The organism is Marinomonas sp. (assembly GCF_965225885.1).
Lineage (GTDB): Bacteria > Pseudomonadota > Gammaproteobacteria > Pseudomonadales > Marinomonadaceae > Marinomonas.
In genome coordinates this window covers 1,486,993-1,501,487 of sequence record NZ_OZ245329.1, presented here as the reverse complement: position 1 = coordinate 1,501,487, position 14,495 = coordinate 1,486,993, and the positions used below count along the sequence as shown (strand labels likewise).

10 protein-coding genes, 3 tRNA genes and 1 rRNA gene are annotated in these 14,495 nt (G+C 44.7%); 12 read left to right on the top strand and 2 right to left on the bottom strand.

What is annotated here, in order from left to right:
* Positions 1-34: 34 nt before the first annotated feature.
* A complete protein-coding gene (locus ACO05V_RS07080; RefSeq protein ID WP_421848917.1) occupies positions 35-490 on the bottom strand; it encodes a regulatory protein RecX in 456 nt (151 codons plus the stop codon).
* 196 nt (positions 491-686) lie between these two features.
* Between ACO05V_RS07080 and ACO05V_RS07075 the strand changes: the two genes are divergently transcribed.
* The 8 genes from ACO05V_RS07075 to ACO05V_RS07040 all read left to right on the top strand — a co-directional run bounded on the left by ACO05V_RS07075 (position 687) and on the right by ACO05V_RS07040 (position 7,965).
* Complete coding sequence (locus ACO05V_RS07075; protein WP_421848914.1) at positions 687-1,940, top strand: D-amino acid dehydrogenase; 1,254 nt, start codon at positions 687-689, stop codon at positions 1,938-1,940.
* A gap of 30 nt (positions 1,941-1,970) precedes the next feature.
* Positions 1,971-3,065: an alanine racemase gene (gene alr / locus ACO05V_RS07070; protein WP_421848911.1), complete on the top strand. Its 1,095-nt coding sequence runs from the start codon at positions 1,971-1,973 to the stop codon at positions 3,063-3,065.
* Positions 3,066-3,293: 228 nt separating this feature from the next.
* Positions 3,294-5,912 (top strand): alanine--tRNA ligase, encoded by a 2,619-nt coding sequence (gene alaS, locus ACO05V_RS07065; RefSeq protein ID WP_421848908.1) that lies wholly within the window; start codon positions 3,294-3,296, stop codon positions 5,910-5,912.
* Positions 5,913-5,972: 60 nt separating this feature from the next.
* Positions 5,973-7,214, top strand: coding sequence for an aspartate kinase (locus ACO05V_RS07060; RefSeq protein WP_421848905.1), 1,242 nt, complete (start codon positions 5,973-5,975; stop codon positions 7,212-7,214).
* A gap of 144 nt (positions 7,215-7,358) precedes the next feature.
* Positions 7,359-7,547, top strand: a complete 189-nt coding sequence (gene csrA / locus ACO05V_RS07055) for a carbon storage regulator CsrA (RefSeq protein ID WP_072840609.1) — start codon at positions 7,359-7,361, stop codon at positions 7,545-7,547.
* A gap of 58 nt (positions 7,548-7,605) precedes the next feature.
* A tRNA-Ser gene (locus ACO05V_RS07050) sits at positions 7,606-7,695 on the top strand.
* Between the two features lie 58 nt (positions 7,696-7,753).
* Positions 7,754-7,830 (top strand) — tRNA-Arg (locus ACO05V_RS07045).
* A 58-nt stretch (positions 7,831-7,888) separates the two neighbouring features.
* A tRNA-Arg gene (locus ACO05V_RS07040) sits at positions 7,889-7,965 on the top strand.
* A gap of 68 nt (positions 7,966-8,033) precedes the next feature.
* On the opposite strand, the gene ACO05V_RS07035 is transcribed toward ACO05V_RS07040, so the two are convergent.
* Positions 8,034-8,969 (bottom strand): tRNA dihydrouridine synthase, encoded by a 936-nt coding sequence (locus tag ACO05V_RS07035; protein WP_421856897.1) that lies wholly within the window; start codon positions 8,967-8,969, stop codon positions 8,034-8,036.
* Between the two features lie 226 nt (positions 8,970-9,195).
* Here ACO05V_RS07035 and ACO05V_RS07030 point away from each other — a divergent pair, with 226 nt between their 5' ends.
* The 4 genes from ACO05V_RS07030 (at position 9,196) to ACO05V_RS07015 (ending at position 14,474) form a co-directional block, all read left to right on the top strand.
* Positions 9,196-9,447 carry an OadG family protein gene (locus ACO05V_RS07030; RefSeq protein ID WP_421848902.1) on the top strand — a complete coding sequence of 84 codons (252 nt, stop codon included), beginning with the start codon at positions 9,196-9,198 and terminating at the stop codon, positions 9,445-9,447.
* Between the two features lie 41 nt (positions 9,448-9,488).
* Positions 9,489-11,288, top strand: a complete 1,800-nt coding sequence (gene oadA, locus ACO05V_RS07025) for a sodium-extruding oxaloacetate decarboxylase subunit alpha (RefSeq protein ID WP_421848899.1) — start codon at positions 9,489-9,491, stop codon at positions 11,286-11,288.
* Positions 11,289-11,307: 19 nt separating this feature from the next.
* Entirely contained in the window at positions 11,308-12,480 is a 1,173-nt protein-coding gene (locus ACO05V_RS07020; RefSeq protein WP_421848896.1) for a sodium ion-translocating decarboxylase subunit beta, read from the top strand.
* A gap of 456 nt (positions 12,481-12,936) precedes the next feature.
* Positions 12,937-14,474 (top strand): 16S ribosomal RNA (locus ACO05V_RS07015).
* Positions 14,475-14,495: the final 21 nt, after the last annotated feature.

Sequence of the window (14,495 nt, the reverse complement as noted above, 5' to 3'; positions counted from 1 at the left end):
GTCAGTGAGTCTGGGCCTGTGTATTTTAAAGTCGCTAGTATTCGTCTTGGGTGGATATGGCGTATTTTATTTGCTCGAAGTCGAAACCACGGTATTGAAGGTAACGTGATTGTTTGGCCTTTTCTTTGAAGTCAGTGCTTACTTCTTCTCCAAATCTTCTTTCTTTTAGTTGTTTTGCCAACTCAAACCAATCTGCATTGGCTTCTGATATGGCTGTCTTTGCTAGTTCGCTATTGATGCCTTTTTGTATGAGTTCTTGCTGAATGCGGCTGGCGCCAAGTGGTTTGCTGAGTCGGCTCCTTACAAAGATTTCTGCAAAGCGTTTATCATTGAGATAGTTCATTTCTTCAAGACGCTCAATTATCGCGTTGATCTCTTCTTCCTCATGCCCTCTTGTTTTTAATTTAGTGGCTAGTTCTTGTTTGCTGTGTTCTCTGTGACTTAGCAGTGACAAGGCTTGGTCGAATATAGAAGTTTGATGCTCTTTCATGTCTGTATCTCTGCTTGTTCTAGTTGAGTTGTTATTTTATCAGCTGAATGAGGTTTTTACATTTCGTTTCTAATAAACTTCTTTGTTTTTATTTTGTAGTTTTTTATTCTTAAATATAATAATAAATAAGATGATAAAACTGCATATCTTATGTGATTATGGGTGATATGACTTTGTCTTTATTTGAGGTTTTTCTATGCGTGTTTGCGTGTTGGGTGCGGGTGTTGTTGGTTTGACGTCAGCCTATTATTTGGCGAAAAAAGGCTTTGAGGTGACAGTGATTGATCGTCAAGAAGGTGTGGCTCTTGAGACGAGTTTTGCGAACGCAGGGCAAATTTCTCCAGGCTATTCTGCGCCTTGGGCAGCGCCTGGCATTCCTCTTAAAGCTATTAAATGGCTGATGCAGAAACACGCACCGTTAAAAGTAAGTGCCGATCCTGAGCTTAAAAAATTAGCTTGGATGGGTAAAATGTTGGCGAACTGTAATGAAAAAGCCTACGACGTGAATAAGTCTCGCATGGTGGCGTTGGCGGAATACAGTCGTGATCAGTTCATTGCTATGCGCAAAGAGATTGGTATTAAGTACGATGATGGTCAGGGTGGTTTGACTCAACTTTTCCGTAAGGATGAGCAAGTTGAAGCGTCTGAAAAAGATATTAAGGTGCTAAAAGCCTTAAATGTTCCTCATCAAGTATTAACACCAGCGCAGATTCTAGACGTTGAGCCGGGCCTAGCTCCAGTGATCGACAAGTTCAAAGGTGGGCTTCGTTTGGTGGGTGATGAAACCGGCGATTGCTTTGTCTTTTGCCAAGAGCTGAAGAAACACTGTGATGAATTAGGTGTGACATTTAAATTTGGTGTAGCGATTGAACGCTTGGTTGTTGAAAGTGATAAAATACGCGCCGTAAAAACCGACCAAGGTGATTTCGAGTTTGATAATGTTCTGGTATCCATGGGCAGTTATTCAAAAGAGTTGCTTAAAGCGATCGATATTTCTATCCCAGTTTATCCGGTAAAAGGCTATTCCTTAACGGTGCCCATTACCGATGCGCAGTTTGCTCCTGTTTCAACTGTGATGGATGAAACATACAAAGTTGCTGTGACTCGATTGGGTGGCCGTATTCGTGCTGCCGGGACTGCGGAGTTGAATGGCTACAATCTTGATTTGCCAAAAGTGCGCACAGAAACCATCACGCATGTTGTTCATGACTTGTTTAATCAGGGTTGTGAGTTATCCCAAGCGGACTACTGGACTGGGCTTCGCCCAATGACGCCAGACGGCACGCCGGTTGTTGGGCGTACAGGTATTGATGGTTTGTATTTGAATACGGGTCACGGAACATTAGGTTGGACGATGAGTTGCGGTTCTGCATCGGTGATTGCTGACATTATGTCTGGCGATAAAACTGAGATCGATTCACAAGATCTTTCCGTACAACGTTATAAGTAATAAAACGCTTTAAAAGTTTAAGGGGCAAATATGGCAAGGCCACTCACGGCAACGGTAGATTTGGAGGCGATCCTACAAAACTACCGTTATGCAAAAAAGTTACAGCCAACTTGTAAAGCGTTTGCTGTTGTTAAAAGTAATGCCTACGGACATGGAGCGGTTGAGGTCTCACGTTATTTAGATGAAGAAGTGGATGCTTTTGCAGTGGCAGCCATTGAAGAAGCTATTGCTTTGCGCGAAGCGGGTATTGTTTCGCCTATCTTGTTATTGGAAGGTGTATTTGAAGGTGAGGAGTGGGCGCTGTGCGAGAAGTATGGTTTTTGGTCCGCTCTAGAAAATGCTCAACAGCTTGATGAATTGCAGGCTAGCCATGCCAAAATTGAAAAGATTTTCCTGAAACTGGATTCAGGTATGCATCGTCTTGGTGTGGATAAAGAAACCGCGCCAGTGTTTGTTACGGCGTTAAAAGACAGTGGCCAAGTAGGCGAAGTTGTTTTAATGACGCATTTTTCTTGTGCGGATGACTTGTCAGATCTAGCGACTATGCAGCAGTTGGCTTATTTTGAACAAGCGCGTCAGTCGATTGGTGACATTGAAGCCAGCGTGGCGAACTCTGCGGCAATTATGAAGTGGAGCGTGCCTGAAGGTGGTTGGATTCGTCCGGGTATCATGTTGTATGGGATTTCTCCTTTTGCTGAAGTGAGCGGTCGAGCAGTGGGCTTGCGCCCAGCGATGACCTTGTCGTCCAAGGTGATTTCAACACGCAAACTTAAGCAAGGTGACAAAGTCGGTTATGGTCTTGGCTATGTTGCTGCAGAAGATCATGTGCTGGCAACGGTCGCTGTAGGTTATGGTGATGGTTATCCTCGTCACGCAGAAAATGGCACGCCGCTGCAAATCGACGGAAAACCCGCTTGCCTAGCAGGTCGTGTGTCCATGGATATGATTACGGTGCGTATGCAAGATTTCGCTGCTGAGCCTGCCATGGGGCAAGAAGTGGTACTTTGGGGGGGCGATGTGCCTGTCGAAGAAGTCGCAGATTACGCCGCAACTATAGGTTATGAGTTGGTGACCAGAATGACCGCTCGACCTCATTACCGCTATATTCGCGGTGAAGATTCTTAGTAATGTCTTCCTAGAAACACTAAGCAAAAGTAGGTTTACATCCGTAAATCTTACTTTTGTTTAAGTTATGCACAAAATAAGCGTTAAATTACGACGGTTTCTTTTGAAAACACCTATCCTTTGCGTGTACTATTTTGTGCTTTTCGTTGCATCGAATCGGCACATGCTAATCTGCCATTCACGCAATCCAATTCGTCCAGACAAATAGAGATAGAGACTCATCCCATTATGAAGAGTTCTGAGTTACGTCAGTCATTTTTATCGTACTTTGAAAGTAAGCAGCATCAGATTGTGGAATCCAGTTCATTGATTCCTGGAAATGATCCAACATTGCTGTTCACTAACGCTGGTATGGTCCAGTTTAAAGATGTTTTTTTGGGAGAAGATCTTCGCCCATACTCACGAGCAACGACGTCTCAGCGTTGTGTTCGAGCGGGTGGTAAACACAATGACTTAGAAAACGTCGGTTATACCGCGCGTCACCATACGTTCTTTGAAATGTTGGGTAACTTCAGCTTTGGTGATTACTTCAAAAAAGAGGCGATTCATTATGCGTGGGAGTTTCTAACGGTTGTATTGAAGTTACCAACAGAAAAGCTGTTGGTAACGGTTTACGCAGACGACGATGAAGCCTTTGATATCTGGAACAAAGACATCGGTCTTCCTGCAGAAAAAATCATTCGTATTGGCGATAACAAAGGTGGCCGTTACCAGTCTGATAATTTCTGGGCGATGGGTGATACGGGCCCTTGTGGTCCTTGTTCTGAAGTGTTTTATGATCACGGCGAGCATATTTGGGGTGGGCCTCCAGGTTCTCCTGAAGAAGACGGCGACCGTTTTATCGAAATCTGGAACGTGGTTTTCATGCAATTTAACCGTTCTGCGGATGGTGAAATGGCGCCTTTGCCTAAGCCTTCTGTTGATACTGGAATGGGCTTGGAGCGTATTGCGGCGATTTTGCAGGGTGTTCACAGTAACTACGAAATCGATTTGTTCCAAAATTTGATCAAAGCGACAGCTAAAGTGGTTGGTACTCAAGACCTAAGTGCACAGTCACTACGCGTTATTGCTGACCATATTCGTTCTTGTTCCTTCATGATAGTCGATGGCGTGATTCCGTCCAATGAAGGTCGTGGTTATGTCTTGCGTCGTATTATTCGTCGAGCGATTCGTCACGGCAATAAGCTAGGTCAAAAAGGTGTGTTCTTCCATAAATTGGTGGAAGCACTTGATGTCGAAATGGGTGAAGCTTATCCAGAGTTAACAAAATTAAAAGAGCGAGTTGCTTCTATTCTATTAAAAGAAGAAGAGCAGTTTGCCAAAACCCTTGATCAAGGGATGAAGATTCTTGAAGAAGCAATATCTGAACTAGGCGATCAAAAGGTTATTCCTGGCGAGACTGTTTTCAAGCTTTACGACACGTATGGTTTCCCTGCGGATTTAACCAACGATGTTGCGCGCGAAAATGATCTAGAAATAGATGAGGCTGGATTTGAAGTCGCGATGGACGCACAGCGTGCTCGTGCTCGTTCTGCAAGTAACTTCTCTATGGATATGTCGAGCAGCGTTAAATTGGATTCTGTTACTGAATTTACTGGCTACGAGAATCTAAACGCTACTTGTGAAATTGAGATGATCCTTGTTGATGGTGCTTCAGTTGAATCTATCGAAGCTGGCCAAGTGGCGGCAGTGATTTTGAAATCCACTCCTTTTTATGCTGAATCTGGTGGTCAGGTTGGTGATCAAGGTTGGTTGCGTGGTTCAGGTGCTTTTGAAGTGTCTAACACGACAAAACAAGCTAAAGCACATTTGCATTACGGTGAGCTTAAAGAAGGTCGTTTGGTGATTGGTGATCAGGTGACTGGCGAAGTCGATCGTACTTTGCGTACGGCGACGACATTGAATCACTCCGCGACTCACTTAATGCACGAAGCACTGCGTCGTATTTTAGGTGATCATGTTTCGCAAAAAGGCTCTTTGGTAAATCCTGAGCGTTTGCGTTTTGACTTCTCGCATTTTGAAGGCGTTACGGCGACAGAGATCGAACAAATCGAAGACATGGTGAACGAACAGATTCGCTTAAACCGTTCGGTAGAAACAGACATCATGGATGTTGAATCGGCTAAAGCGAAAGGCGCTATGGCTTTGTTTGGCGAGAAATACGACAGCGAAGTGCGTGTGTTGACTATGGGTGCCGATTACTCGATAGAGTTGTGTGGCGGTACGCATGTTAGTCGTACGGGTGATATAGGCTTCTTTAAGATCATTTCAGAAAGCGGCATTGCTGCAGGTGTCCGTCGGATTGAAGCGGTTACAGGCAAGGTGGCAATAGATACGACTCGCCAGACTGAGTCGGTTCTTGATGGTATTGCTAGCCTTGTTAAAGGTAACCAAGACAGTGTGTTAGATAAGGTTGTAGCCTTGAATGATCAAGCGCGTAGTTTGCAGAAAGAATTGGATGTATTAAAAGGTAAAATGGCGGCTTTGGCTGGCGCTGATTTGGCTTCTCAGGCGGTAGATATCAATGGCGGTAAGTTGTTGGTTGCTCAGGTTGAAGTAGAAGATCCAAAAGCGTTACGTGATTTACTAGATGAACTGAAAAGCAAGTTAGAGTCTGCCGTTATTTTATTGGCTGCGGTGAATGATGGCAAAGTAAGTTTGATTGCTGGTGTCACCAAAGAATTGACTAAAAACGTGAAGGCTGGGGATCTGATTAAAATGATTGCACCTTATGTTGATGGTAAAGGTGGTGGTCGTCCTGATATGGCTCAGGCTGGTGGTAACAATCCAGATGGCTTGTCTGCAGCCCTTGAATTGGTGCCTGGTTGGGTTGCCGAAAGAGTTTAAGTTGAATCGTTCCTTAAGAGCTTGGAATTCGGCTTTTTTGATTTAAATAGTGGAAAAATTATGGCGTTGTTAGTTCAAAAATACGGCGGCACCTCGGTAGGCACAATAGAGCGTATCGAAGCAGTTGCAGATCGAGTGTTAAAGCATAAGCAACAAGGCGATGACATAGTGGTTGTGGTTTCTGCCATGAGTGGTGAAACCAATAGATTGATTGCTCTTGCGAAAAGCATTAGTGCTTCACCAAGCGCGCGTGAAATGGATGTGCTTTTGTCGACAGGAGAGCAGGTTACTATTGCGCTTTTGTCTATGGCGTTGATGAAGCGTGGTCTTGATGCTCGTTCTTATACTGGTTCGCAAATCCGTATTACAACTGACAGCGCTCATGGCAAGGCTCGAATTCAAAAGATTGATACTGAAGCAATGCGCGCAGACTTAGACGCTGGGCGAGTGATTGTGGCGGCGGGGTTTCAGGGGGCAGATGAGTTCGGCAACATTACGACATTAGGTCGAGGTGGTTCTGATACCACTGGTGTTGCGCTTGCTGCCGCTTTGAAGGCGGATGAATGTCAAATTTATACCGATGTGGATGGTGTTTATACGACGGATCCTCGTGTTGTAGATAGTGCGCGACGTTTGGATAAAATTACTTTTGAGGAAATGCTAGAAATGGCTAGCCTTGGCTCGAAGGTGTTACAAATCCGTTCCGTAGAGTTTGCTGGTAAATATCAAGTGCCACTTAGGGTGCTGTCCAGTTTTGTTGAAGGTGAAGGTACGTTGATTACAACTGAGGGGAGTAAGGGTATGGAGCAGCCAGCGGTTTCTGGAATTGCGTTCAATAGAGATGAAGCAAAATTAACCTTGAAAGGAGTTCCTGATATTCCAGGTATTGCTTCTCGTATTCTTGGTCCTATTAGTGATGCCAATATTGAAGTAGACATGATTGTTCAAAATGTATCAGTGGATGGTACAACAGACTTTACCTTTACCGTGCATCGCAATGAATATGATCAAGCTTTGTCTACCTTGAATGTCATCGCGAAAGAGCTTGGAGCGAGTGCTGTGCTCTCTGATGCCAAGATTGCTAAGGTGTCTATTGTCGGTGTGGGTATGCGCTCTCATGCGGGTGTAGCGAGTACTATGTTTAAAGCTTTGGCTGCGGAGTCTATTAACATTCAGTTGATCTCTACTTCGGAGATTAAAGTGTCTGTCATTATCGATGAAAAATACATGGAGCTGGCGGTTCGTGCATTGCATTCCGCTTTTAAATTGAGTGAAGCAGCATCAGGGGTTCGAGAAGCTTAACAATTGGATACATAAAATCCTGTATTTATGGATGGTTTAATTTTTATTGAGAGGCTACAATTAGCTTGTAGGAATTGCCCTACAAGACTTGTCGGGCAATTCATCTTAATAAATGGTTAAAAGCAATTACAGGGAGATATTCTTATGCTTATTCTTACTCGTCGTGTCGGTGAAACTTTAATGGTTGGTGATGAAGTTTCTGTCACTGTATTAGGTGTGAAAGGGAATCAAGTACGTATTGGCATTAATGCGCCTAAAGATGTATCTGTTCATCGTGAAGAAATTTATCTTCGTATTCAGAAAGAGCAAGACGAACAAATTTCTGAAGATTAATTTCTAAAAAAGCCTTTACAAGACAAATGTGTCGTATATAATGCGCCCCACTTGTTACGGAGAGTTGGCCGAGTGGCCGAAGGCGCGCCCCTGCTAAGGGTGTATGGGTTAACACTCATCGAGGGTTCGAATCCCTCACTCTCCGCCATTTCAAGTTTGTCTTTTGAGAGTTTACTCTCTGAGCAAAAAGACAGGAATTTTGTTTTGCACCAGTAGCTCAGCTGGATAGAGTACTCGGCTACGAACCGAGCGGTCAGAGGTTCGAATCCTCTCTGGTGCACCATTCCAAAAAAAGTATTTTTAGAACTATTCTTGAAATACTATGAGTAAAGATTTGTTTTGCACCAGTAGCTCAGCTGGATAGAGTACTCGGCTACGAACCGAGCGGTCAGAGGTTCGAATCCTCTCTGGTGCACCATTCTCGTTATCCTATAAAATTATCTACTCTCCCTAAGTTAATTTATAACTCGTTTGTTTTTTTATCTCCTAATGTGTTTTTGTCATTATGCTTTCGAATGTTTGTGTTAGCTCATTCACGTTTTTGCAGCGTCGTAATGCCTGAAGGTTTTCTTTAACTTCCGCAAAATCAAATCGTAAATGTCCACACCATTGTTTTAATCTGCCAAGCGTAGCGACTTCGTCATAATATTCTTGTAGCTCATTGCTGTAACCTGCAAAGAGTGTGTTCAGGCTTGTCTTGTCTTTTGTGCTTTTGTGCCCGTTTAGCTCTGCTCTTATTTGTTGGAAAATAAATGGGTTGTTGAGTGAACCTCGTCCAATCATAAAGTGTTGGCAGCCTGTAATGGATTGGCAGCGTAACAGTGATTCTGTATCAGTAATGTCGCCATTCGCGACGACAATCATGTTTGTCTTATCTTGAATTTCGCCTATTTTTTCCCATCTTGCTGGTGGTTTATAGCCATCTTTTTTAGTGCGCCCATGGATTGTGAGTGTGCCAACGCCTGCAGACTCAATGGCGGCTACATTATCAAATAATAGATCTTCATCTTCGAAGCCAAGGCGGATTTTCGCTGACACAGGAATTCTGCTTGGCAGTGTCTTTCGAATTGTGCTCATGATGTCATAAAGTGCGTCAGGGGTTTGCAATAAAACGGATCCGCCACCGTGACCATTGACACGTTTTGCTGGGCAGCCGAAATTGACATCGATGTGAGTAGCTCCGGCTTCAATAGCATTTAAAGCGCTTTCCGCCATAAGTTCTGCATTGCTGCCTAAGAGCTGAGTGTGGACTGGGTGATTGTGTATGGTTCTTGCTTTATTGGTGTTTTCTGGGGCAAGGCGTTTGAATGTTGTTGTAGGGATTGGGTACTGAGTGACTCGGATGAATTCCGTAACTAGATAGTCCATGCCGCCAATTTTCGACAGCAGTGCTCTCATTGTGTGATCCATGACACCTTCCATCGGTGCAACGGCCAGTACAATGCTATTGTTATCAGTTGAGGTCTTTGGGTTGGTGGTTGTTTTTAGGGAATTGTTCACGAAATAAGTCTAACTGTTATGCAAAAAAAATATGAAACTGTTCTGGTTTGTGGTAAAAAACTAACTATCAAAAATAAACAGTGTTCTTGAGTGTGCATCTGACCACATTAGATCTGTACAAACAAGGCGAGAAAAAGGTAACGATGCTATGAATGGGTTGCTAGAAGACGGTGTGGGATTGATGGTGTTAGGAATGGGGTTCGTATTCCTGTTTCTGGTGGTATTGATTTTTGCAACAGGTTATATGTCGCGACTACTTAATTATTTATTTCCTGAAGCACCTATTGTCGTAGCGTCAAAGCCTGCTTCTAAAAATCTTTCTTCTTCTGGCGTGGATGCGCAAATGACGGCAGTCATTACGGCTGCCGTTCATCAGCACAGAAACAATAAGAACACTTAATTTCCTAATACTAATCTTTCTAATTTCTTTGAGGCTGAAACATGACAACAACAAAGCAACCTCTTGGCATTACTGATGTCGTTTTGCGTGATGCTCACCAATCCTTGTTGGCAACGCGTATGCGAATTGACGATATGCTTCCAATCGCAGAAAAACTTGATCAAGTTGGCTTTTGGTCGCTTGAGTCTTGGGGTGGTGCGACCTTCGATTCTTGTATTCGCTATATTGGAGAAGATCCTTGGGAGCGTATTCGTGAATTGAAAAAAGTGATGCCTAAAACACCTCAGCAGATGTTGTTGCGTGGGCAGAATTTACTTGGTTACCGTCATTATGCCGATGATGTTGTGAATAAGTTTGTTGAGCGTGCTGCCTTTAATGGTGTCGATGTTTTTCGAATCTTTGATGCGATGAATGATCCTCGCAATTTGGAAACGGCGATTAAAGCGGTTAAGCAACAAGGTAAGCATGCCCAAGGGACGATTTCTTATACCAAGAGTAGAGTTCATACCACTAAGAATTGGGTTGACTATGCCAAGACTTTAGAAGATATGGGTGCAGACTCTATCGCTATTAAGGATATGTCTGGCATTCTGACGCCATACGATGCCTTTGAGTTGGTTAGTTTGTTGAAAGCGCAGACTCAACTAGAGGTTCAGTTGCATGCGCACGCGACATCTGGTTTGTCTGATATGACGATTTTGAAAGCCGTTGAGGCTGGAATTGATCGTGTCGATACAGCTATTTCTTCTATGTCGATGACGTACGGTCATAGTGCGACAGAGTCTGTGGTTGCTGCGTTGCAGGGTACAGATAGAGATACTGGCTTAGATTTAGCGTTATTAGAAGAGATTGCTGCTTATTTCCGCGAAGTGAGAAAGAAATATGCGAAATTCGAAGGCTCTCTTCGTGGTACGGATTCTCGTATTTTGATAGCTCAAGTGCCTGGTGGCATGTTGACCAATATGGAAAGTCAGCTTAAAGAGCAAGGTGCGGCGGATAAGTTTGACGAAGTGCTAAAAGAAATCCCTAAAGTCCGCGAAGACTTGGGTTTGATTCCGCTTGTTACACCTACTTCTCAAATTGTTGGTACTCAGGCGGTTTTGAACGTCCTGACTGGCGAACGATATAAGTCTATTTCAAAAGAAACGGCGGGTATCTTGAAAGGTGAGTATGGTGCGGCTCCTGCTGAATTCAATAAAGAGTTGCAGGCCCGTGTTCTAGATGGGGCAGAGGCGATTACTTGTCGACCAGCAGACTTATTGTCACCTGAAATGGATAAGTTGACGGAAGAGTTGATTGGCCTTTCAAAAGAAAAAAATATCCAGCTGTCTGATGATCAGATTGACGATGTTTTAACTTATGCCTTATTTCCTCAAATAGGTCTTAAATTCTTACAGAATCGTGGCGACGCGAGTGCGTTTGAGCCTGTGCCGACAGTTAATGATGTTGTTGAGAGTAAACCCGCGGCAACGAGTGCTTCATCTGGTGAGGCGAGTGTTTACACGGTTTCTGTATCTGGGCAGAGTTTTGTTGTACAAGTATCGGAAGGGGGTGATGTTAGTAACATTCAGCCTGTTGCTAATGTTCAAAATCCTCCAGCTCAGGCGGCGTCATCTGCTGCTGCGCCATCTGGCGAAGATGTTCCTTCTCCGTTGTCGGGTAATATCTTCAAGGTGCTTGTGTCTCCAGGCCAGCAAGTTGAGGAGGGTGATACAGTGATGATTCTCGAGGCGATGAAGATGGAGACAGAAATATCTGCTCCTAAGTCCGGCGTCGTTGGTTCCATTAACGTAAAAGAAGGTGACTCCGTGCAAGTTGGTCAGTCGCTTCTTACTTTGTAGTTAAGGGAACTCATCGAAAATGGAAAACAAATTATTAAATCTTTATCACGATACAGGGATTTATCAACTGGAACTTGGCCAGTTTTTGATGATCTGTGTGGGGTTGTTGCTGGTTTATCTGGCAATCAAAAAAGGTTTTGAGCCGCTTCTACTTTTACCTATTGGTATTGGGGCGGTTCTTGTCAATATTCCTGGTGCGGGTTTTATGGCGGCGCCAGTTTATGATGCGACGGGTCACATGGTTTCTCCGGGTGGTCTTCAATACTATATTTATCATGGTGGTATTGAGACGGGATTGTTTCCGTTGATTATCTTTATGGGTGTTGGGGCGATGACGGATTTTGGCCCTATGCTTGCCAATCCAAAAACCTTGCTTCTTGGGGCTGCTGCGCAGTTTGGTATCTTTGCTACTGTAATTGGTGCCGTTCTATTGAGTGCGTCTGGCATTATGGACTTCTCATTAGCTGATGCCGCAGCAATTGGTATTATTGGTGGTGCTGATGGACCAACAGCTATTTTTGTTGCTAGTCGATTGGCACCTGATCTATTGGGTGCGATTGCCGTCGCTGCGTATTCTTATATGGCGTTAGTGCCGCTTATTCAGCCGCCGATCATGCGAGCGCTAACTACTAAAGAAGAACGCTCTATTAAAATGGAGCAACTTAGGCCTGTTACCAAGAAAGAAAAAATTGTCTTTCCGATTGTTGTAACGATTTTGGTTGCCATGTTTTTGCCATCAGCTGCTCCTCTGCTTGGGATGTTCTGTTTTGGTAATCTGATGCGTGAATGTGGTGTTGTGGATCGTTTAAGTGATACCGCTCAAAATGCGTTGATTAACATTGTCACGATTTTCTTGGGCTTGGGCGTTGGTTCTAAGTTGAGCTCAGAGGCTTTTTTGAATTTAGAAACGCTAGGTATTTTGAGCTTAGGCTTGATTGCATTCTCTATCGGTACAGCCGCTGGTGTCTTGATGGCGAAGTTGATGAACAGGTTTTCTAAAGAAGCTATTAATCCACTGATTGGTGCTGCTGGTGTATCAGCTGTGCCTATGGCTGCACGTGTAGCAAATAAAGTGGGGCTTGAAGCGAACAAGCAAAACTTCTTGTTAATGCATGCGATGGGTCCAAATGTCGCGGGTGTTATCGGTTCTGCTGTAGCTGCAGGGGTAATGCTAAGTTATGTTGGTGGTTAGTATTTAGCGCTACCTTTACAAAAAGACACTTCGGTGTCTTTTTGTTTATCTAGGCCTTGTGGAATGAAATTTAAATTAATTAAAAGAATTTCAAAAAAAGGGCTTGCGCTAAAACTTCTAGGCTGTATTATACGCCTCCACTGACACGGACAACGAAGCAAACAAGAGTTTGCGACTTACTTAGGTAGGAACGTTGAACGAAGTATCAGACGCTCTTTAAAATAGATAATCAGATAATTTGTGTGGGCGCTCGCTGGAGGCTTCAGAAGATTGTCCGGATTGGTTTTTGACTGATTCGAGATGATCAAAAAAATTGAAGTCTTGCGAAACGTCTAACACGTCAATTCGCTTTATGTTGTTTTGTTATCTTTCGGGGTGATGAAATGATTAAGTTATTGTTAGTGTAATAGATTTTGAGCAGGCAAACTCATACTTTTAAGTATGAGTTTAAAAATTAAACTGAAGAGTTTGATCATGGCTCAGATTGAACGCTGGCGGCAGGCTTAACACATGCAAGTCGAGCGGTAACAGGGGAGCTTGCTCCTGCTGACGAGCGGCGGACGGGTGAGTAACGCGTAGGAATCTGCCTAGTAGAGGGGGACAACATGTGGAAACGCATGCTAATACCGCATACGCCCTAAGGGGGAAAGGAGGGGATCTTAGGACCTTCCGCTATTAGATGAGCCTGCGTAAGATTAGCTAGTTGGTAGGGTAAAGGCCTACCAAGGCGACGATCTTTAACTGGTCTGAGAGGATGGCCAGTCACACTGGGACTGAGACACGGCCCAGACTCCTACGGGAGGCAGCAGTGGGGAATATTGGACAATGGGCGCAAGCCTGATCCAGCCATGCCGCGTGTGTGAAGAAGGCCTTAGGGTTGTAAAGCACTTTCAGGGGTGAGGAAGGGTAACTAGTTAATACCTAGTTATTTTGACGTTAGCCCCAGAAGAAGCACCGGCTAACTCTGTGCCAGCAGCCGCGGTAATACAGAGGGTGCAAGCGTTAATCGGAATTACTGGGCGTAAAGCGCGCGTAGGTGGTTTGTTAAGTCGGATGTGAAATCCCAGGGCTCAACCTTGGAATGGCACCCGATACTGGCAGGCTAGAGTATGGTAGAGGGGTGTGGAATTTCCTGTGTAGCGGTGAAATGCGTAGATATAGGAAGGAACATCAGTGGCGAAGGCGACACCCTGGACTAATACTGACACTGAGGTGCGAAAGCGTGGGGAGCAAACAGGATTAGATACCCTGGTAGTCCACGCCGTAAACGATGTCTACTAGCCGTTGGGTTGTAATGACTTAGTGGCGCAGCTAACGCAATAAGTAGACCGCCTGGGGAGTACGGCCGCAAGGTTAAAACTCAAATGAATTGACGGGGGCCCGCACAAGCGGTGGAGCATGTGGTTTAATTCGACGCAACGCGAAGAACCTTACCTACTCTTGACATCCAGTGAATCCAGAAGAGATTTTGGAGTGCCTTCGGGAACACTGAGACAGGTGCTGCATGGCTGTCGTCAGCTCGTGTTGTGAAATGTTGGGTTAAGTCCCGTAACGAGCGCAACCCTTATCCTTATTTGCCAGCACTTCGGGTGGGAACTTTAAGGAGACTGCCGGTGACAAACCGGAGGAAGGTGGGGACGACGTCAAGTCATCATGGCCCTTACGAGTAGGGCTACACACGTGCTACAATGGCGTATACAGAGGGCTGCAAGCTAGCGATAGTGAGCGAATCCCACAAAGTACGTCGTAGTCCGGATTGGAGTCTGCAACTCGACTCCATGAAGTCGGAATCGCTAGTAATCGTGGATCAGAATGCCACGGTGAATACGTTCCCGGGCCTTGTACACACCGCCCGTCACACCATGGGAGTTGATTGCTCCAGAAGTAGCTAGCTTAACCCTTCGGGGATGGCGGTTACCACGGAGTGGTCAATGACTGGGGTGAAGTCGTAACAAGGTAGCCCTAGGGGAACCTGGGGCTGGATCACCTCCTTAAACGATAGAAACCTCTGGTGA

Coding starts and splice junctions, on each gene's coding strand:
- ACO05V_RS07080 (WP_421848917.1), bottom strand. CDS start 490: ATGAAAGAGCATCAAACTTCTATATTCGACCAAGCCTTGTCACTGCTA.
- ACO05V_RS07030 (WP_421848902.1), top strand. CDS start 9,196: ATGAATGGGTTGCTAGAAGACGGTGTGGGATTGATGGTGTTAGGAATG.
- ACO05V_RS07060 (WP_421848905.1), top strand. CDS start 5,973: ATGGCGTTGTTAGTTCAAAAATACGGCGGCACCTCGGTAGGCACAATA.
- ACO05V_RS07020 (WP_421848896.1), top strand. CDS start 11,308: ATGGAAAACAAATTATTAAATCTTTATCACGATACAGGGATTTATCAA.
- csrA (WP_072840609.1), top strand. CDS start 7,359: ATGCTTATTCTTACTCGTCGTGTCGGTGAAACTTTAATGGTTGGTGAT.
- ACO05V_RS07035 (WP_421856897.1), bottom strand. CDS start 8,969: ATGGAAGGTGTCATGGATCACACAATGAGAGCACTGCTGTCGAAAATT.
- alaS (WP_421848908.1), top strand. CDS start 3,294: ATGAAGAGTTCTGAGTTACGTCAGTCATTTTTATCGTACTTTGAAAGT.
- alr (WP_421848911.1), top strand. CDS start 1,971: ATGGCAAGGCCACTCACGGCAACGGTAGATTTGGAGGCGATCCTACAA.
- ACO05V_RS07075 (WP_421848914.1), top strand. CDS start 687: ATGCGTGTTTGCGTGTTGGGTGCGGGTGTTGTTGGTTTGACGTCAGCC.
- oadA (WP_421848899.1), top strand. CDS start 9,489: ATGACAACAACAAAGCAACCTCTTGGCATTACTGATGTCGTTTTGCGT.